Below are 18,186 nucleotides of genomic sequence, written 5' to 3'. Positions count from 1 at the left end.
CACAAAACTGAGAACTCTGAAGAACTTCACCAAAGTGATGATCCTTTCGTTGGCCGAAGCGTTGTTGCACGGCTGGCGTTAGCCAGAGCTTGTTTGGCTTGCGTCCGCTCAGGTTTCAGGCCGGCGCTGGATGTTCACCAGTACCACGGCATCGGAGAGTGCCCGAAGTGCGTGTTCAGCGTGACCCTGGAGATAGAGGTGATCGTTCACCTGCATGGTGTGCCAGGTGCCGTGCGCATGGACGTCTACCGTGCCTTGCAGGCACAACAGCGTAATGGCGCCGGCGACGGCGTGGGGCGGGAGCTGTTTGCCTTCCGGCATGCACAGGCGCATGACTTCGAGATCGGGTGTGCTGACGATTGCTTGCGATTGAACTGCTGATAGTTCTGAGTGTGTGAGGACGTTGACCACTTCCCCGGATTGAGCATGGTGCAAAGCCATCGGCGTTCACCGTTCTGGTGCATGTCACCGGAGGCTAGTTGACGAAGGGGGATGCGTCGAGGCAGGTTAGGGTTTCGAGCCCGCGGCCTGAGGCCGCAGGTTCGACTTTCTGCCTCTTATTCGGGGCGAGGGGTGTTTGACGTGCTGGCTGGTAAAACCGGGTAAGCCACGTGAGGCTGTTCGCCCGTCAGGCTGCGCAGGAAGGCCGCGATGGCACCGACCTCGTCTTCCTTGAGTGTGCGACCTAGTTGGCTGTCACCCATGATCGCCACTGCCTGTTCCAGGTCCCAGACCTCACCGCTGTGAAAGTAGGGTGGCGTCAGCTCTACGTTGCGCAGGGGCGCGGCGCGGAACACGTACTCGTCGGTTGCCGTATTGGTTACGGTGAAGCGGCCTTTGTCCCCAGCGGGCAGGATTTCAGCGCCAGGCTTCTTGATCACGCCAAACGGAAAGTAGCCCTGGCCACCCACGTTGACGCCGCTGTGACAGGCGGTGCAGCCCGTGTCCATGAACAAGGCGAGGCCTTCTTTCTGCTTGGCGTCGAGCGCCGTGTCGTCGCCCTTGAGGTACCGGTCGAAAGGCGCGTCTGGCGTGATCAGGCTGACTTCAAACGCCTCCAGTGCATAAGCCATGTTGTCGAAGCTGACCGGGTCCTTGTCGTTCGGAAAGGCCTGCTTGAACTCGTTCGCATACTCCGGGATGCTCTTGAGCGTCGCTACGACCCGCTCTGGGGTGTTGTTCATCTCGACCCCGGCTTGCACCGGGCCCTTGGCCTGGGCCTGGAGGTCTTCTGCGCGGCCATCCCAGAACTGTGCGGCATTGAATACGGCATTGAGCACGGTGGGTGAGTTGCGTGGGCCTTTCTGCCAGCCGTGACCGATCGAAGTGGTGACGTTGTCGCCACCGCCGAGGCTGAGGTTGTGGCAGGTGTTACAGCTAATGACGTGGCTGCGCGACAGGCGCGGGTCGAACCAGAGCTTGTGGCCCAGTTGTGCCTGATCAGGGCTGACGGCTTTGCCGCGAACCTCCGTGACCTTTGCCGGGATCGGCTTGAATATCGCATTGGCGCGTTCACGCAACTCGTCGGCGTGGGCCATGTTTGAGATCAGCATCAGTCCGCTGAGCAGGACGGGTACAGAGCAGCGCATCACGGAGTCCTTTTTCTATGTTGGCCGCCCTATGAGGCGCTTCTTGCGCGCTAGGCAAGTTGACTTGAATCAAGGCGGCGGTCGTCATCGCCTGTCCGTCTGTCGCAGGGATGGACGCAGGTTCTGACTTGCTCCCAGCGCTCGGACATTCTCGGCCTACGCACGCCGATGGCAGACAACAGATGCGGTCGCTGAGACGGAGATTCGTCAGGCGTCTTTTTGTAAACGCTGAGCACCACGAAAACGAAACCCATAGGGAAATAGAAAGTTGGCAACAACGCCAGGCAGGCGTCTTTGCGCTGGGGCCTACGCTGCCGGCAAGTCTTCAAGTCGCATCTTGCTGGACCTTGCAGCCAGCGGGAGGCATCGCCAGAATGGGAGCATCAATCGTGGTCACAAGGCCACTCTGCAAGGATTTCCAATGCCCGAAACTGTCGCTGCCGGCCTGCGCCTGGCGCCTGATGCGCTCACCCGTCCCTTCGAACCCAGCCAGTTCGCCTTCAAGACCACCGATGAGCTGGAACCCTTTCTTGGCGTGCTCGGGCAGGAGCGGGCTGTCGAGGCGCTGCAGTTCGGCGTGGCGATGCCGCGCCCTGGCTATAACGTTTATGTAATGGGTGAGCCGGGGACCGGGCGGTTCTCGTTTGTACGTCGCTACCTCAAGGCTGAAGGCAAGCGACTGGATACTCCGTCGGACTGGCTCTACGTAAACAACTTTGACGAGCCACGCGAGCCGCGCGTGGTAGAGCTGCCGCAGGGCGGAGCGGGCGAGTTCATCGCCGACATTGGTCAGCTGATCGACAACCTGATGGCGACCTTTCCGGCGGTATTCGAGCATCCAAGCTTTCAGCAGAAGAAGAGTGCGATTGATCGTGCCTTCAACCAGCGCTACGACAAGGCATTGGATATCATCGAAAAGCTGGCGCTAGAGAAAGAAATCGCGCTCTACCGGGACAGCACCAACATTGCCTTCACGCCCATGAAAGACGGCAAGTCGATGGACGAGGCGGAATTCGCCCAGTTGCCGGAAGCCGAGCGCGAGCGTTACCACGAAGACATTTCCGCGCTCGAAGTTCACCTTAATGAAGGGCTGGCCAGCCTGCCGCAATGGAAGCGCGAATCCAGCAATCAGCTGCGGCAGCTTAATGACGAAACCATCAGTCAGGCGTTGCAGCCTTTGCTGGCGCCACTTTCAGAGAAATACGGGGAAAACGCCGGCATCGAGGCCTACCTCCAAGCCGTGCAGGTCAACCTGCTGAAAACGGTGGTCGAGCAGCTGGTTGACGAAAACCGTCCCGATGCCCAGACCCGTCAGCTTCTCGAAGAGCAGTACAGCCCGAGCCTTGTGGTCGGCCATCCGCTCGATGGCGGTGCGCCGGTGGTGTTCGAGCCGCATCCGACCTACGACAACTTGTTCGGTCGCATCGAATACAGCACCGATCAGGGCGCGCTTTACACCAGTTATCGTCAGCTGCGTCCCGGTGCGCTGCATCGGGCCAATGGCGGCTTTCTGATGCTTGAGGCGGAAAAGATGCTCAGCGAGCCCTTTGTCTGGGAAGCGCTGAAACGTGCCCTGCAGTCGCGCAAGTTGAAGATGGAGTCGCCGCTGGCTGAGTTGGGGCGGCTGGCCACGGTGACGCTTAATCCTGAAGTCATCCCGCTCAATGTCAAAGTGGTGATCATTGGCTCGCGCCAGCTCTATTACACCTTGCAGGACCTGGATCCGGACTTTCAGGAAATGTTTCGCGTGCTGGTGGACTTCGATGAAGAAATACCGCTGGCCGAGGACAGCCTCGAGCAGTTCGCACAGCTGATGAAAACGCGCACTTCCGAAGAGGGTATGGCGCCGTTGACTGCCGCGGCCGTGGCGCGCCTGGCCACTTACAGTGCACGTTTGGCTGAGCACCAGGGTCGGCTGTCGGCAAAGATTGGTGATCTGTTCCAGCTGGTTAGCGAGGCGGATTTCATCCGACAACTGGCCAAGGATGAAGTCACCGATGTCGGCCACATCGAGCGTGCGCTGAAAGCCAAGGCCACTCGAACCGGACGTGTCTCGGCGCGCATCCTCGAAGACATCCTTGCTGGCGTGATCCTGATCGATAGCGAAGGCGCTGCGATCGGCAAGTGCAACGGTTTGACCGTTCTCGAAGTGGGCGATTCGGCGTTTGGCATGCCAGCGCGGATTTCCGCCACTGTTTATCCGGGTGGCTCGGGGATTGTCGACATCGAGCGTGAGGTTAACCTCGGTCAGCCGATTCACTCCAAAGGCGTGATGATCCTGACCGGCTTTCTCGGCAGCCGCTACGCGCAGGAGTTTCCGCTGGAGATCTCCGCCAGCATCGCGCTTGAGCAGTCTTATGGGTACGTCGATGGCGACAGTGCTTCGCTGGGAGAATGCTGCGCACTGATTTCGGCCATTTCGCGGACGCCACTCAAGCAGTGCTTCGCGATCACTGGTTCGATCAACCAGTTCGGCGAGGTGCAGGCGGTCGGTGGCGTCAATGAAAAGATTGAAGGTTTTTTCCGACTGTGCGAAGCACGCGGATTGACCGGGGAGCAGGGCGCGATCATTCCCTTTGCCAACGTTACGACGCTGATGCTCGACGAGCGTGTGCTGGAAGCCGTGCGTCAGGAACGGTTCCATATCTATGCGGTGCGTCATGTCGATGAGGCGCTTTCGCTGTTGGTGGGGGAGCCGGTAGGCGGGGCGGACAAGGACGGACAGTTCCCCAAGGGCAGCGTCAACGCGCGGGTGGTCGAGCGTTTGCGTGACATTGCCGAGATCGAGCTTGAAGACGATCATCGAAGCGATGCGGCGTCACCCGATGAAGTACTGGCGGCGGCGCAGGCAAAGGGAGCAGAGCAAGAGTAATCGGACGAATGACCGAGCAATAACTGGACGGAACGATACGGCGTTCGGCGGGTCTGCAATGGAAGAGAGTTTCCACTCTCTATCCACATAGTTATCCACAGCTTGTGTGGGTAACGGACTTGCGGCCCTTTCCTCCTGAATGAGGGCGCGCAACCGAGCGCGAGGATCGCCGTCATGTCTCAAACACTCTGCTTGAACCGCCAGTGCCTGGGTTTGGTTACCCGTATCGAATGCATCATTCGTCCGCTGTCTGGCGGCAATGGCTTGTGGACGTTGCTTTGCGCGGCTGGAATCGACGCAGGGCAGCCTACCGCTATCAAGGCGCAAGGCCCGTTCCACGGGCCACGCGAGGCCGAGTCGGTGCTGAAGGCGATTGCCGAAAACCTCTATGGACAAGGTTATACAGAATCGGAGTCGCCATCGATCTGGCAATTGCACATGCAGGCTGAGCTGCGCAAGGTCAACGCAAACCAGGCGCGCTATCTCAGCGGCTGGGGCGCTAAGTCCTGACTGTCCGATTCAAGTATGGCTGTCTGGCCCCTCGTTTCGGGGCCGGCAAATACCCACTGCGAATTCTTATCCACAACGGAAACATGCCGCCATAGCGTCTTCTTGAAGACTCGACCGCGCTGCGTATACTCGCTTGCCGAAACCCGCCACACCCAGTGAGAACAGATGGAACGCTTGATCGAAAACACCATGTACGCCGCCCGTTGGTTGTTGGCGCCTATTTATTTTGGCCTGGCCTTTGCCCTGCTGGCCCTGGCGATCAAGTTCTTTCAGGAAATTTGGCACATCCTTCCTGCCGTGCTTTCGCTGAGTGAAGGCGATCTGATCCTCAAGCTGTTGTCGCTGATCGATATGGCCCTGGTTGGCGGTTTGCTGGTGATGGTGATGCTGTCTGGTTACGAGAATTTCGTCTCGCAGCTGGACGTGGAGGAGGGCAAGGAGAAGCTCGACTGGCTCGGCAAGATGGACTCCGGCTCGTTGAAGATGAAGGTCGCTGCTTCGATTGTGGCGATCTCGTCGATCCATCTGTTGCGCATGTTCATGGACGCGCAGCAGCTCGAAAGCGAGCAGTTGATGTGGTACGTGATCATCCACCTGACGTTCGTCTTTTCAGCCTTCGCCATGGGCTATTTGGATAAGCTCACCAAGCACTGAGGTGACTACGATTCGTAGCGTGCTGCGGCAGACATGGAAACGCGGTTAGTGGTTGTGATTGGTTCTCCTGATGTTGTACAAGAGGATCGTTTCTGTACATGGAGGAGATCGCATGAATCTGCAGGCATTGCTGGAAGGCGTACAAGCGCACCATGTCGACGCGCTGGATTTGGTGTCACTTGAGGGCGGCTTCTATCTATTGAGTGTCCACTCCCGAGGCAAATCGCATGTGTTGCGCGACGAAGAGAGCAACGTGATTCATCTGCGATCCGTAGAGCATGCGCGTGATCTACTTAGCGAGATGCCAGTAATCCCCTTCTTTCTGGTTCACAGCTCGGCATACGATGAAATGTGCGGCCTGGCCGAGGGCGTTCGCGAACCGTTGCGTGTGCCGATCAGCTTGCGTTCCGCCTGGTAGGCCCGGTTTGTGCCGCTGTGTGCCGTTCGAAAAACAGTCTTGCGTGCCGCTGCTGGTCGCTGTGCTAGGCTGTGCGGCCTTTTTTCCAGTGGAGCCGATGCATGACTGAACTGAACCTATCAACTGACGAAACGCGCGTGAGCTACGGTATCGGCCGTCAACTGGGTGATCAGCTGCGTGAGAACCCGCCGCCTGGGATCAGCCTGGATGCAGTGATCGCAGGTATTCGCGATGCCTTTGCCGGAGCAGCCAGCCAGGTCAGTCCGGAAGATCTGAATGCCAGCTTCGCCGTCATCCGTGAACGTATGCAAGCCGAGGCACAGCAAAAGGCAGAAGCTGCTGCAGGCGAAGGCAAGGCCTTCCTAGCTAAAAACGCCCAGCGTGAAGGGGTTTCGACCCTGCCATCGGGTCTGCAGTACGAAGTGCTGACAGCAGGAGAGGGCGCCAAGCCTAGCGCCGAGGACCAGGTGCGTACGCATTATCACGGCACGCTGATCGACGGCACTGTATTCGACAGCTCCTACCAGCGCGGCCAGCCGGCCGAGTTTCCGGTGGGTGGCGTGATTGCTGGCTGGACCGAAGCGCTGCAGCTTATGGGCGTGGGCAGCAAATGGCGGCTTTACGTGCCGAGCGAGTTGGCTTACGGCGCGCAGGGTGTTGGCAGTATTCCCCCGCACAGCGTGCTGGTGTTCGACGTCGAGCTGCTGGCTGTTCTGTAAGCGCTGCTGCTACGGGCGCAACGCCCTGGCATAGGAGAACAGGAACAGGTTTCGCACCTGCTCCTTGAGCACGCAGGGTTCGCTGGTGCTCAACTCCTGCAGATCCAGATCGCCCTGGTCGCGAAGCTCGTCCAGGGCGTCTCCCTCTAAGCTAACGCACACCGCACCGGTGCTACGGTCGAGTATTCGCAGGTAAGGTTGCGGGCGGTCCAGCCATGCATCGATCAAATAAGTCATGTGCACCTCCAATTAATCTCCCTAATGAGAATAATTGTTATTTACAAAGATGCAAGCGTAAAGATGCCGGTGCGACTAGTGGCGGTCAGTAGGCAAGTGCGACGATGGCGTGAATTCAAGGGTGCCCAATCGCACCCTTACTAAGCGGCGTGTTCAGTGAGTGCGAGCAACAGCGAAACGGCTTAATTCGACCAGGGCGTCGCGATATCTGTTAGCAGGGATCAACTCGAGGCAGGCTATGGCTCGATCGGCGTAGTCGCGTGCCAAACGGGCCGTGTAATCCAGTGCGCCGGCGGCTTCTACAGCGCCGCGGATGCTCTCAAGATCCTCGATGCCGCCTTTCTGTATGGCCTGACGCACCAATGCGGCCTGTTCTGCTGTGCCCTCGCGCATCGTGTAGATCAGCGGCAGCGTCGGCTTGCCTTCGGCGAGATCATCACCGACATTCTTGCCCAATGCTTCGGCATCGCCCTGATAGTCGAGCAGATCATCGACCAGCTGGAACGCAATGCCGAGGTAGTCGCCGAAGGTGCGCAGCGCCTCGCGTTGCGCCTCGTTAGCGCCCGCCAGAGTGGCTGCGCTATGCGTGGAGGCCTCGAAGAGCATCGCGGTCTTGCCGCGGATGACCTCCATGTAGACCTCTTCTGTGGTGCTGGCGTCGCGCACCTTGGACAGTTGCAGTACTTCGCCTTCGGCGATGACGCGAGTTGCCTGCGAGATGATCCGCATGACTTCCATCGAGCCCAGATCGACCATCATTTCGAAAGAGCGTGCATAAAGAAAGTCGCCGACCAGCACGCTGGGCGCGTTGCCCCAAAGGGCATTCGCCGTGGAGCGACCGCGGCGCATGCCTGACATGTCGACTACGTCATCGTGAAGCAGGGTCGAGGTATGCAGGAATTCAATGATTGCCGCCAGCAGGCGCAGCTGCTCGCCTTTGAGTCCCAGGGCATTGCCGCTGAGCAGGACCAGCAGAGGTCGCAGGCGTTTGCCGCCAGCCGAGGTAATGTAGTCCCCGATTTTTTCCACCAGCGGTACGCGGGACGTCAGCTGGTTGCGGATAATGCCGTCAACGGCGGCAAAATCTTCAGCCACTACTTGGTAAAAGGCCTGGGGTTGCATCGGGGACGAGTACTCCTCGGAGATTGCGCGGCATGCTATGGGGCGGGTCATGCAGTGTCAAGGCGAGGCCCGGCGGCTATTGCGCAGGGTCAGGTGGATGCGTACAATCGCGGACCCTGAACTTTCCCCCTGGGCATTTCCCTGCCTTACGCAATTGCAAGGGCGTCCTATCCGGCCCCGAGCAGCCATGCCAGCCTCCAACTATTTCACTTAAGCGCTGGGTGAGCAGGATCAACGGAGATACACAGATGTACGCAGTTATCGTTACCGGCGGCAAGCAATACAAGGTCGCCGAAGGCGAATACCTCAAGATTGAAAAACTCGAAGTTGCCACTGGCGAAGCTGTCACTTTTGACCGCGTTCTGCTGATTGGCAACGGCGAAGATGTAAAGATCGGCGCTCCGGTGGTCGATGGTGCCAAGGTCACTGCTGAAGTGATCGCTCAGGGCCGTCATGACAAGGTCACCATCATCAAATTCCGCCGTCGTAAGCACCACATGAAGCGTCAGGGCCACCGTCAGTGGTTCACTGAGGTCAAAATCACCGGCATTCAGGGCTAATCGGGCCTGAATCCCCTTATAGGAGTATTGAACTCATGGCACACAAAAAAGCTGGCGGTTCTACCCGCAACGGTCGCGACTCAGAAGCCAAACGTCTTGGCGTGAAGATGTACGGCGGCCAGGTCATCAAGGCCGGTAACATCATCGTGCGTCAGCGCGGCACTCAATTCCATGCCGGTTACGGCGTGGGCATGGGCAAGGATCACACCTTGTTCGCCAAGGTGGAAGGCGTGATCAAATTCGAAGTGAAAGGTCAGTTTGGCCGTCGCTACGTGAGCGTCGTCGCGGCCTAATCGCGGCGTTGCTGGAAAAGCCCTGTCATGCGACGGGGCTTTTTTGTTTCTGTATCCTCTGTAGGGCTCTTGCAAAACACTGCTGTGCTCTAATTATCGCCGGGTTTTGCAAGACCCTTATGTTCCTGTTTTCTAGCCCGTCCTTGCGGCGGGAGGCGTTCCCATGAAATTCGTCGATGAAGTATCGATTTTTGTAAAGGCCGGCGACGGCGGCAACGGCATGATGAGCTTTCGTCGTGAAAAGTTCATCGAAAAAGGCGGCCCAAACGGTGGCGATGGCGGCGATGGCGGGTCCGTGTATCTGGAGGCTGATGAGAACCTCAATACGCTCGTCGACTACCGTTACACCCGCCGCTTCAATGCGCCCAATGGTGAGAAGGGTGGCAGTACTGAATGTACTGGTGCCAAGGGTGACGATCTGATCCTGCCGGTGCCGGTCGGCACCACTGTGATCGATGCAGCCACTCAGGACGTAATCGGTGACCTGACCAAGGCTGGTCAGCGTCTGCTGGTGGCGCAGGGCGGTTGGCATGGCCTGGGCAACACCCGATTCAAATCCAGTACTAACCGTGCTCCACGCCAGACTACACCCGGTAAGCCGGGCGACGCTCGCGATTTGAAGTTGGAGCTGAAGGTCTTGGCTGACGTTGGTCTCCTTGGGTTGCCGAACGCGGGTAAGAGCACCTTTATTCGCTCCGTCTCGGCGGCTAAGCCCAAGGTTGCCGATTACCCGTTCACCACGCTAATACCAAACCTTGGGGTGGTGAGCGTCGGTCGCTATAAGAGCTTCGTAGTAGCTGATATCCCTGGCCTTATCGAGGGTGCGTCAGAGGGTGCGGGGCTTGGCATCCGTTTTCTCAAGCATCTGGCGCGCACGCGTCTGCTGCTGCATCTCGTGGACATGGCGCCGCTAGATGAAAGCGATCCGGCCGATGCGGCAGAGGTGATCGTGAATGAGCTGGAGAAATTCAGTCCGGCGCTGGCGCAACGAGATCGCTGGCTGGTGTTGAACAAGGCTGATCAGCTGCTCGAAGAAGATCACGACGAGCGGGTTCAGCGGGTAGTTGATCGGCTTGAGTGGGACGGCCCCGTATTCGTCATCTCTGCGCTCGAGCGCGAGGGTACCGAGGCGTTGAGTCAGGCCATCATGCGCTATCTGGATGAGCGCGCGGTGCGTATTGCCGAGGAGCCAGCATACGCGGAAGCGCTTGCCGAGCTGGATCGGCAGATTGAAGACGAGGCGCGTGCTCGCTTGCAGGAGCTGGATGATCAGCGTGCCTTGCGGCGCGCCGGTGTCAAGCCTGTCGACGAGGTCGACGAAGACGACTTCGATGATGATGACGACGATGAAGGCGGTGCTGAGATCTTCTACGTGCGTTGATGGTGCATGCTCGCATCGTTGCGGGCGTCGCTAGCAAATGGTTGCGGGTTGGCTTATCAGCCGCTTGCTGAGTGGTTTGGCCGGGTACCGATTGGAAGGCAGGATCGATGCGGGACAAGGTGAGCGGCGCGCGGCGCTGGGTGGTGAAAATCGGCAGCGCGTTGCTGACTGCTGATGGGCGCGGGCTGGATCAGGCGGCAATGGCTGTCTGGGTCGATCAGATGGTGGCGCTGCGCGAGGCGGGTGTCGAGCTGGTGCTGGTGTCGTCTGGCGCTGTCGCTGCTGGTATGAGTCGTCTCGGTTGGGTCGCCAGGCCAAAGGCCGTCCATGAGCTACAGGCTGCAGCGGCGGTCGGGCAGATGGGGTTAATACAAGCCTGGGAAGCCAGCTTTGCGCGCTGCGAGCAGCAGACCGCGCAAATCCTTGTAACCCACGATGATCTGTCCGACCGCAAGCGTTATCTCAATGCGCGCAGCACCCTTCGCACGTTGATCGATCTGGGTGTGGTGCCGGTTATCAATGAGAACGACACCGTGGTCACCGACGAGATCCGCTTTGGTGACAACGATACCCTTGCTGCCCTGGTGGCGAACCTGGTTGAGGCGGATCTGCTGGTCATCCTTACCGACCGCGACGGCATGTTTGATGCCGATCCGCGCAATAATCCTAACGCCAATTTGATCAGTGAGGCGCGTGCCGATGATCCCGCGCTGGATGCGGTGGCGGGTGGCACAGGTGGCGCGCTCGGGCGGGGCGGTATGCAGACTAAGTTGCGCGCGGCGCGTCTGGCGGCGCGCTCTGGTGCCTATACAGTCATTATTGGGGGCCGAATCGAGCGAGTGCTGGCGCGGCTGAAGACGGGTGAGGCGCTCGGCACGCTGTTGGCGCCTGAATGTAATCGTCATGCTGCGCGAAAGCAGTGGTTGGCTGGTCATCTTCAGACGCGTGGTACGGTCGTTCTCGATGACGGTGCGGTACACGCCTTGAAACAGGGTAATCGCAGCCTGTTGCCTGTCGGAGTTAAAGCTGCGCACGGTGGTTTCCGGCGTGGCGAAATGGTGGTCTGTGTCGGGCTGGATGGTCGCGAGGTCGCGCGCGGTCTGGCGAACTACAGTGTGGCTGAAACGCAACGAATCCTTGGTCGCCCGTCGGACGAAATCGAGAAGCTGCTCGGTTATGTTGATGAGCCAGAGCTTATTCATCGCGACAACATGATTTTGGTCTGAGGTGGTTTGATGCGGCTGGCAAAAGCGTTAATGGTGTTGCTGGCGTGGCCAGTGGTTGGTATGGCGCGAGAGGTGGGTGAGGTCGATACCGTTTTCAAATGGCTCGGACCGAATCATAAAATCGTGGTCGAGGCGTTTGACGATCCCAAGGTTGAGGGCGTGACCTGCTATCTGTCACGTGCCAAGACGGGCGGCATAAAGGGTGGGCTCGGTCTGGCTGAAGATCGCGCCGAGGCGTCGATCGCTTGCCGGCAGGTGGGGCCGATTCAGGTGGGCGAAAAGCTCAAGGATGGTGAAGTCGTCTTTAAGGAGCGGACGTCTCTGGTGTTCAAAACCATGCAAGTGGTGCGCTTTTTCGATGAGGCGCGCAACACGCTGGTCTATTTGGTGTATAGCGATCGTATTATCGAAGGGAGTCCGCAGAACGCCGTTACTGCGATTCCGATACTGCCATGGGCTCAGCCATAAAGGTGCCTGGTTGTGCTCGCTGAGATTGATGCCTTGGCATCGAATCGCAGACATAAAAAAACCGGCTCAAGGCCGGTTTTTCACAAGAGCGTACAGCTTAGGCTGCAGCAGCTTCGCCGAGGGCCTTGATATGGCCGTTCAGGCGGCTTTTATGCCGAGCTGCTTTGTTCTTGTGGATTATGCCTTTATCGGCCATACGGTCGATTACAGGCACGGCTGCAGTGTAAGCAGTACGAGCTTTATCCAGATCTTTTGCATCAATGGCTTTGACCACATTCTTGATGTAGGTACGAACCATGGAGCGCAGGCTGGCGTTGTGGCTGCGACGCTTCTCAGCCTGAATTGCGCGTTTTTTGGCGGAAGGGCTGTTGGCCACCGTCGAACTCCTCGAAAACGTGGGATTACAAAGCAAATAAGGCCGCGAATCATGCCGATACGGCGATGGCTTGTCAAGCCTGCTTAGAGATTGATCATGCTGGCCGGACAGAAGGGCTGCCGCTAAACTCGCGGCCTCTTTATCTGTCGTAATTGCCCGTCGATTCCAATGGCCTGCGCCATTGCGGAACCTCTGCAGCAACTTCTAGGAAAACAAATGTCCGAGACATCCGGTAAAGGCGGATTATTGCGTTCCAGCGCGGTAGTCAGCGTCATGACGCTGCTGTCCCGAGTGCTGGGCATGGTACGCGATATGGTGGTGGCGAGCTACTTCGGGTCCGGTGCGGCAGCGGATGCATTCTTTATCGCTTTCAAAATTCCTAACTTTCTCCGCCGCCTGTTCGCGGAAGGTGCGTTTGCTCAGGCCTTCGTCCCTGTGCTGTCCGAGTACCGGACCAAGCGGACGCTGCTTGAGGTCAAGCTGCTGGTTGATCGAACGGCAGGCATGCTTGGGTTGATATTGACCGGTATTACAGCAGTCGGAGTGCTTGCCTCGTCCTATGTGGTCATGGTCTTCGCGCCAGGTTTTCACGATGACCCGGCAAAGATGCAGCTGGCCGGCGAGCTGTTGCGTATCACCTTCCCTTATCTGTTGCTGATTTCGCTCACCGCCTTTACCTCGGGCGTGCTCAATACCTATGGGCATTTCGCGGTTCCAGGCTTCACGCCGGTACTGCTCAATGTGTGCATGATCACCTCCGCGGTTTTTCTAACGCCTTATTTCGATCAGCCGATTATGGCGCTGGCCTGGGGTGTATTCATCGCCGGCTTCGCCCAGTTGGCCTTCCAGCTTCCTTACGTTGCCAAGCTGGGATTGCTGCCGCGGCCTCGGGTGAAGTTCGGAGACGAGGGAGTGCGGCGAATCATGCTGTTGATGGTGCCGGCCTTGTTCGGTGTGTCGGTTAGCCAGATCAATCTCCTGCTCGATACGGTGCTTGCCTCGTTTCTGCAGACCGGCAGTGTGTCCTGGCTTTATTACGCGGACCGGCTTTCGGAATTACCGCTGGGGGCGTTTGGCATCGCCATAGGCACGGTCATCCTGCCAAGTCTTTCGCGTCAGCATGCGGGCGAGGACCCGAAAGCTTTTTCCAATACGCTTAACTGGGCGCTGCGGATGGTATTGCTGGTGGGTATTCCTGCGGCACTGGCCCTGGGAATTCTGGCCGAGCCGCTGATTGCCAGTCTGTTCTTCTACGGAGCAATGAGTGAGGAGGCTGTTGTTCAATCCGCTAACGCACTAGAGGCATATTCGCTCGGCGTCCTGGCATTCATGCTGATCAAGGTGCTGGCGCCGGGCTTCTTTGCTCGGCAGGATTTAAAGACGCCGGTGCGTATTGCAATCATCTGCATGATCGCCAACATGGTGCTAAATCTAATGCTGATCTGGCCGCTCAAGCACGTGGGGCTGGCGCTGGCGACCTCGCTGTCGTCGATGCTTAATGCCGGGCTGCTGTTCTGGGGGCTCTATCGCATCGGTGTGTTCCAGATTGCGCCAGGCTGGGTCGTGTTCCTGCTGCGTCTGGCTGGTGGTTGTACGGCGATGGTGGCGGTGGTCTGGTGGCTAAACGTACCGTCGGTCGAGTGGTTCGCCTGGGGCTGGCAGCAGCGAGCAATACAGCTGGGGCTGCTCGTGATGGCGGGGCTAGGGGCTTTCGCGGCAGGCTTGGTGGTGCTCGGTTTGCGGCCTCGGCATCTCCGCCATTGATCCGCGCTCTGCGCGGGTGGCAAACCTGTCCGCGACTGCCGCCGCATGCGTATAATCGGCGACTTTTCAAGCAAGAAGTGCGGTATGCAGCTGGTTCGAGGTCTACATAACCTGCGGCCCCGGCATCGGGGTTGCGTCGCCACCATCGGCAATTTCGACGGAGTTCACCGGGGGCATCAAGCCATCCTGGCGCGTCTGCGTGAACGAGCCGCCGAGCTTGGATTGCCCAGCTGCGTGGTGATCTTCGAGCCGCAGCCGCGCGAGTACTTTGCGCCCGATAAGGCGCCCGCTCGGCTGACCCGCCTGCGCGAGAAACTGCAGTTGCTGAATGAGCAAGGTGTGGATCTGGTGTTGTGCCTGGCGTTCAATCGCCGTTTACGCGAGCTGAGTGCTGCCGAGTTCGTCCATGCAACGCTGGTCGAAGGCCTTGGTGTCCGGCACCTGGAGGTCGGCGATGACTTCCGTTTCGGTTGCGACCGAGCTGGTGATTTTAACTTTTTGTTGAAGGCTGGCGCTGCGGAAGGGTTTACCGTCGAGGCCGCCACCACTATCGAGGTCGACGGTGAGCGAGTCAGCAGTACGCGGCTGCGCCAGGTTCTCGCCGCTGGTGATCTACAGCTGTCAGAAAAACTGCTGGGTCGGCCGTTCAGTATCACCGGTCGGGTCATGCATGGGCAGGCGCTAGGGCGTCAGCTCGGTGCGCCGACCGCAAACATCCAGCTTAAGCGCAAGAATACGCCGCTTAGCGGCGTGTTCATGGTGAGCACAGAAGTCGATGGCGTAGTGCAGCCTGCAGTCGCCAATATCGGTATGCGTCCCTCGGTCGAAAGCGACGGCCAGCCGCATCTGGAAGTGCACTTGCTGAATTTTCAGGGCGATCTTTATGGTCGTTTGCTGCGCGTAACCTTTCACCGAAGGCTGCGAGACGAGCAGCGCTTTGCCTCGCTGGAGGCACTCAAGACGGCGATCGAAGCGGATATCGCCGCGGCTCGCGAATACTGGCGAGCTTCACCCTTTACCACGAGTCAGGACTGAAATGACCGATTACAAAGCGACCCTCAATCTGCCGTCCACGGCATTTCCGATGAAGGCCGGTCTGCCACAGCGCGAGCCGGAGACCCTGCAGCGCTGGAACAGCATTGATCTCTACGGGAAGCTGCGGCAGATCGGTGAGGGTCGCCCAAAGTTCGTCCTGCATGATGGCCCTCCGTATGCAAACGGCAGCATTCACATTGGCCACGCGGTAAACAAGGTCATCAAGGACTTCATTGTTCGCTCCAAGACCTTAGCCGGTTTCGACGCGCCCTACGTGCCGGGATGGGACTGTCATGGTTTGCCCATCGAGCACAAGGTCGAGATCACCTACGGCAAGAACCAGCCGGCCGACCTGACGCGCGAGCGCTGCCGTGCCTATGCGACCGAGCAGATCGAAGGGCAGAAGGCTGACTTCATCCGCCTCGGCGTGCTGGGTGAGTGGGACAATCCGTACCGCACCATGGATTTTGCGAACGAAGCCGGTGAAATCCGCGCGCTGGCGAAAATGGTCGAAGGTGGATTCGTCTTCAAGGGCCTGAAGCCGGTGAATTGGTGCTTTGATTGCGGTTCGGCGCTGGCCGAGGCGGAAGTCGAATACCAGGACAAGAAGTCCGATGCCATCGACGTAGCCTTCCAGGTGGAGGACGCGGACAAGCTGGCGGCTGCGTTTGGTGTCGGAGCACTGGCCAAACCGACCAGCATCGTCATCTGGACCACCACGCCTTGGACCATCCCGGCGAACCAGGCGCTCAACGTACATCCCGACTTCGTCTATGCCTTGGTCGATACCGGTGACAAGCTGCTCGTCCTCGCCGAAGAGCTGGTTGAATCCTGTCTGCAGCGCTACGACCTGCAGGGCCAGATCATCGCCCGCTGCCAGGGCAGCGAACTGGAGCTCATCCGCTTCCGCCATCCGTTCTATGAGCGCTTCGCGCCGGTCTATTTGGCCGATTACGTAGAAACCGGTGCAGGAACTGGCATCGTCCACTCGGCGCCTGCTTACGGTGAAGACGACTTCCGCTCCTGCAAGCATTACGGCATGGAGAATGATGACATTCTCAGCCCCGTTCAGAGCCACGGCGTATACGTATCGGATCTGCCATTCTTTGGCGGGCAGTTCATCTGGAAGGCTAATCCGGCCATCGTCGAGAAGCTGCGTGAAGTAGGCGCGCTGCTCAAGCACGAGTCGATCCAACACAGCTACATGCACTGCTGGCGGCACAAGACGCCGCTGATATACCGCGCCACAGCGCAGTGGTTCGTTGGCATGGACAAAGTCGTGCACGACGGCAGTTCGCTGCGGCGTCGGGCGCTGGATGCCATCGAGCAGACCCAGTTCGTTCCAGCCTGGGGCCAGGCAAGGCTGCACGGCATGATTGCCGGGCGACCCGACTGGTGCATCTCTCGTCAGCGCACCTGGGGCGTGCCGATCCCGTTCTTTCTGCACAAGGAGAGCGGCGAGCTGCACCCGCGTACCGTCGAGCTGATGGAGGCCGTTGCGCAGCAAGTTGAGCAGGGCGGTATCGAGGCCTGGTCGAAGCTGGACGCAGCCGAGCTGCTGGGCGACGAAGCAGCGCAGTACGAGAAGATCAGCGACACCCTGGACGTCTGGTTCGATTCCGGCACCACCCACTGGCATGTGATGCGCGGCTCGCACCCGATGGGCCACGAAAGCGGGCCGCGTGCGGACCTTTATCTCGAAGGCTCCGACCAGCATCGCGGCTGGTTCCACTCCTCGCTGTTGACTGGCTCGGCCATCGATGGTCACGCGCCCTACCGAGGGCTGCTGACTCACGGGTTCGTGGTCGATGAGAACGGCCGCAAGATGTCCAAGTCGCTGGGTAACGTCGTAGCTCCACAGGAGGTCACCGACACCCTCGGCGCCGATATCCTTCGCCTCTGGGTCGCCTCTACCGATTATTCCGGTGAAATGGCGGTTTCCAAGGTGATCCTGCAGCGCAGCGCGGACTCCTATCGCCGTATCCGCAACACAGCGCGCTTCCTGCTCTCCAACCTTGACGGGTTCGATCCGGCGCAGCATCAGGTTCCGGCCGACCAACTGATCGCTCTGGACCGCTGGGCCATTGATCGCGCCTTACTGCTGCAGCGGGAAATTGAGGAAGCCTACGGCACCTACAAGTTCTGGAACGTCTACCAGAAAGTGCACAACTTCTGCGTACAGGAGCTGGGCGGTTTCTACCTCGATATCATCAAGGATCGCCAGTACACCACCGGCGCCGACAGCCTGCCGCGGCGCTCCTGCCAGACCGCGCTGTACCATATCGCCGAGGCGCTGGTGCGCTGGATTGCGCCGATTCTGTCGTTCACCGCTGATGAGATCTGGCAGTACCTGCCGGGCGAGCGCAACGAGTCGGTGATGCTCAACACCTGGTACACCGGGCTTGCCGAACTGCCAGGTGATGTCGAGCTGGGTCGCGAGTTCTGGGAAAAGGTCATGGCCGTCAAAGCGGCGGTGAACAAGGAGCTGGAAACCCAGCGGGCCGCGAAAACCATCGGTGGCAATCTGCAGGCCGAGGTCACCTTGTACGCCGAAGACGCGCTGGTTTCCGACCTGGCGAAACTGGGCGGTGAACTGCGCTTCGTCCTCATCACCTCTGCAGTGACCGTGGCGCCTCTCGCCGACGCCCCGGCCGAAGCCGTGCAAAGCGAACTGCCGGGCCTGAAGCTGCAGATCAGCAAGACTGGCCATGCCAAGTGTGGTCGCTGCTGGCATCACCTGCCCGACGTCGGTACCCACCCGGCGCATCCGGAGATCTGCGGTCGCTGCGTTGAGAACATCGAAGGCGCTGGCGAGGTCCGCCACTATGCGTGACCGCGCACCCGTCTGCACGGGCCAGCTTGCTGAAAATCACGGCTTGATGATCGTCGAAGGATGGGTTGGGCTGCACTTGTGGGAGGCGCGCCCTCGCGGCGAATGCTCTGTAACAGGACAGCGGCAGAG

18 protein-coding genes are annotated in these 18,186 nt (G+C 59.2%); 13 read left to right on the top strand and 5 right to left on the bottom strand.

All coding sequences use genetic code 11. The features are described from left to right. Nucleotides 1–108: 108 nt before the first annotated feature. Both ACIGHL_RS16115 and ACIGHL_RS16110 read right to left on the bottom strand, forming a co-directional pair. Complete coding sequence (locus ACIGHL_RS16115) at nucleotides 109–441, bottom strand: cupin domain-containing protein (protein ID WP_128120922.1); 333 nt, start codon at nucleotides 439–441, stop codon at nucleotides 109–111. 116 nt (nucleotides 442–557) lie between these two features. After that, nucleotides 558–1,589, bottom strand: a complete 1,032-nt coding sequence (locus ACIGHL_RS16110; protein WP_128120921.1) for a cytochrome-c peroxidase — start codon at nucleotides 1,587–1,589, stop codon at nucleotides 558–560. Between the two features lie 421 nt (nucleotides 1,590–2,010). Between ACIGHL_RS16110 and ACIGHL_RS16105 the strand changes: the two genes are divergently transcribed. From ACIGHL_RS16105 to bamJ, 5 genes are all read left to right on the top strand, one after another. Next, on the top strand, nucleotides 2,011–4,461 hold the full coding sequence (locus ACIGHL_RS16105) for a Lon protease family protein (protein ID WP_216706980.1): 2,451 nt from the start codon (nucleotides 2,011–2,013) through the stop codon (nucleotides 4,459–4,461). Nucleotides 4,462–4,635: 174 nt separating this feature from the next. Then, nucleotides 4,636–4,971: a PA4575 family protein gene (locus tag ACIGHL_RS16100; RefSeq protein WP_045430335.1), complete on the top strand. Its 336-nt coding sequence runs from the start codon at nucleotides 4,636–4,638 to the stop codon at nucleotides 4,969–4,971. Nucleotides 4,972–5,136: 165 nt separating this feature from the next. Further along, nucleotides 5,137–5,625: a TIGR00645 family protein gene (locus ACIGHL_RS16095; protein WP_045430332.1), complete on the top strand. Its 489-nt coding sequence runs from the start codon at nucleotides 5,137–5,139 to the stop codon at nucleotides 5,623–5,625. Between the two features lie 112 nt (nucleotides 5,626–5,737). After that, nucleotides 5,738–6,043, top strand: coding sequence for a DUF6482 family protein (locus tag ACIGHL_RS16090; RefSeq protein WP_128120920.1), 306 nt, complete (start codon nucleotides 5,738–5,740; stop codon nucleotides 6,041–6,043). 101 nt (nucleotides 6,044–6,144) lie between these two features. Next, nucleotides 6,145–6,762, top strand: a complete 618-nt coding sequence (gene bamJ, locus ACIGHL_RS16085; protein WP_045430326.1) for a BamJ family beta-barrel-assembly machinery protein — start codon at nucleotides 6,145–6,147, stop codon at nucleotides 6,760–6,762. Nucleotides 6,763–6,771: 9 nt separating this feature from the next. Here bamJ and ACIGHL_RS16080 read toward each other — a convergent pair whose 3' ends face one another. Further along, a complete protein-coding gene (locus ACIGHL_RS16080) occupies nucleotides 6,772–6,999 on the bottom strand; it encodes a PA4570 family protein (RefSeq protein WP_128120919.1) in 228 nt (75 codons plus the stop codon). Between the two features lie 153 nt (nucleotides 7,000–7,152). Next, nucleotides 7,153–8,121, bottom strand: coding sequence for a polyprenyl synthetase family protein (locus ACIGHL_RS16075; protein ID WP_128120918.1), 969 nt, complete (start codon nucleotides 8,119–8,121; stop codon nucleotides 7,153–7,155). A gap of 248 nt (nucleotides 8,122–8,369) precedes the next feature. Here ACIGHL_RS16075 and rplU point away from each other — a divergent pair, with 248 nt between their 5' ends. The 5 genes from rplU (at nucleotide 8,370) to ACIGHL_RS16050 (ending at nucleotide 12,049) form a co-directional block, all read left to right on the top strand. Continuing rightward, on the top strand, nucleotides 8,370–8,681 hold the full coding sequence (gene rplU, locus ACIGHL_RS16070; RefSeq protein WP_003281576.1) for a 50S ribosomal protein L21: 312 nt from the start codon (nucleotides 8,370–8,372) through the stop codon (nucleotides 8,679–8,681). A 35-nt stretch (nucleotides 8,682–8,716) separates the two neighbouring features. After that, a complete protein-coding gene (rpmA, locus tag ACIGHL_RS16065) occupies nucleotides 8,717–8,974 on the top strand; it encodes a 50S ribosomal protein L27 (RefSeq protein WP_019339713.1) in 258 nt (85 codons plus the stop codon). Nucleotides 8,975–9,137: 163 nt separating this feature from the next. Then, nucleotides 9,138–10,355, top strand: a complete 1,218-nt coding sequence (cgtA, locus tag ACIGHL_RS16060; RefSeq protein WP_128120917.1) for an Obg family GTPase CgtA — start codon at nucleotides 9,138–9,140, stop codon at nucleotides 10,353–10,355. Between the two features lie 107 nt (nucleotides 10,356–10,462). Continuing rightward, nucleotides 10,463–11,581, top strand: a complete 1,119-nt coding sequence (gene proB, locus ACIGHL_RS16055; RefSeq protein WP_128120916.1) for a glutamate 5-kinase — start codon at nucleotides 10,463–10,465, stop codon at nucleotides 11,579–11,581. A gap of 9 nt (nucleotides 11,582–11,590) precedes the next feature. Then, nucleotides 11,591–12,049, top strand: a complete 459-nt coding sequence (locus ACIGHL_RS16050) for a CreA family protein (RefSeq protein WP_128120915.1) — start codon at nucleotides 11,591–11,593, stop codon at nucleotides 12,047–12,049. 97 nt (nucleotides 12,050–12,146) lie between these two features. Here ACIGHL_RS16050 and rpsT read toward each other — a convergent pair whose 3' ends face one another. Continuing rightward, complete coding sequence (gene rpsT, locus ACIGHL_RS16045; RefSeq protein WP_003281567.1) at nucleotides 12,147–12,425, bottom strand: 30S ribosomal protein S20; 279 nt, start codon at nucleotides 12,423–12,425, stop codon at nucleotides 12,147–12,149. A gap of 216 nt (nucleotides 12,426–12,641) precedes the next feature. Here rpsT and murJ point away from each other — a divergent pair, with 216 nt between their 5' ends. The 3 genes from murJ to ileS all read left to right on the top strand — a co-directional run bounded on the left by murJ (nucleotide 12,642) and on the right by ileS (nucleotide 18,057). After that, complete coding sequence (gene murJ, locus ACIGHL_RS16040; protein WP_128120914.1) at nucleotides 12,642–14,189, top strand: murein biosynthesis integral membrane protein MurJ; 1,548 nt, start codon at nucleotides 12,642–12,644, stop codon at nucleotides 14,187–14,189. Between the two features lie 84 nt (nucleotides 14,190–14,273). After that, a complete protein-coding gene (gene ribF / locus ACIGHL_RS16035; RefSeq protein WP_128120913.1) occupies nucleotides 14,274–15,224 on the top strand; it encodes a bifunctional riboflavin kinase/FAD synthetase in 951 nt (316 codons plus the stop codon). 1 nt (nucleotide 15,225) lies between these two features. Further along, nucleotides 15,226–18,057 carry an isoleucine--tRNA ligase gene (gene ileS, locus ACIGHL_RS16030; RefSeq protein ID WP_216706979.1) on the top strand — a complete coding sequence of 944 codons (2,832 nt, stop codon included), beginning with the start codon at nucleotides 15,226–15,228 and terminating at the stop codon, nucleotides 18,055–18,057. Nucleotides 18,058–18,186: the final 129 nt, after the last annotated feature.

This window comes from Pseudomonas sp. NPDC077451 (assembly GCF_044543345.1).
Lineage (GTDB): Bacteria > Pseudomonadota > Gammaproteobacteria > Pseudomonadales > Pseudomonadaceae > Stutzerimonas.
Note: the sequence above shows the minus strand (reverse complement) of the source record. Positions and strands in the feature narration are given on the sequence as shown.

Coding starts and splice junctions, on each gene's coding strand:
- ACIGHL_RS16115 (WP_128120922.1), bottom strand. CDS start 441: ATGGCTTTGCACCATGCTCAATCCGGGGAAGTGGTCAACGTCCTCACA.
- ACIGHL_RS16110 (WP_128120921.1), bottom strand. CDS start 1,589: ATGCGCTGCTCTGTACCCGTCCTGCTCAGCGGACTGATGCTGATCTCA.
- ACIGHL_RS16105 (WP_216706980.1), top strand. CDS start 2,011: ATGCCCGAAACTGTCGCTGCCGGCCTGCGCCTGGCGCCTGATGCGCTC.
- ACIGHL_RS16100 (WP_045430335.1), top strand. CDS start 4,636: ATGTCTCAAACACTCTGCTTGAACCGCCAGTGCCTGGGTTTGGTTACC.
- ACIGHL_RS16095 (WP_045430332.1), top strand. CDS start 5,137: ATGGAACGCTTGATCGAAAACACCATGTACGCCGCCCGTTGGTTGTTG.
- ACIGHL_RS16090 (WP_128120920.1), top strand. CDS start 5,738: ATGAATCTGCAGGCATTGCTGGAAGGCGTACAAGCGCACCATGTCGAC.
- bamJ (WP_045430326.1), top strand. CDS start 6,145: ATGACTGAACTGAACCTATCAACTGACGAAACGCGCGTGAGCTACGGT.
- ACIGHL_RS16080 (WP_128120919.1), bottom strand. CDS start 6,999: ATGACTTATTTGATCGATGCATGGCTGGACCGCCCGCAACCTTACCTG.
- ACIGHL_RS16075 (WP_128120918.1), bottom strand. CDS start 8,121: ATGCAACCCCAGGCCTTTTACCAAGTAGTGGCTGAAGATTTTGCCGCC.
- rplU (WP_003281576.1), top strand. CDS start 8,370: ATGTACGCAGTTATCGTTACCGGCGGCAAGCAATACAAGGTCGCCGAA.
- rpmA (WP_019339713.1), top strand. CDS start 8,717: ATGGCACACAAAAAAGCTGGCGGTTCTACCCGCAACGGTCGCGACTCA.
- cgtA (WP_128120917.1), top strand. CDS start 9,138: ATGAAATTCGTCGATGAAGTATCGATTTTTGTAAAGGCCGGCGACGGC.
- proB (WP_128120916.1), top strand. CDS start 10,463: ATGCGGGACAAGGTGAGCGGCGCGCGGCGCTGGGTGGTGAAAATCGGC.
- ACIGHL_RS16050 (WP_128120915.1), top strand. CDS start 11,591: ATGCGGCTGGCAAAAGCGTTAATGGTGTTGCTGGCGTGGCCAGTGGTT.
- murJ (WP_128120914.1), top strand. CDS start 12,642: ATGTCCGAGACATCCGGTAAAGGCGGATTATTGCGTTCCAGCGCGGTA.
- ribF (WP_128120913.1), top strand. CDS start 14,274: ATGCAGCTGGTTCGAGGTCTACATAACCTGCGGCCCCGGCATCGGGGT.
- ileS (WP_216706979.1), top strand. CDS start 15,226: ATGACCGATTACAAAGCGACCCTCAATCTGCCGTCCACGGCATTTCCG.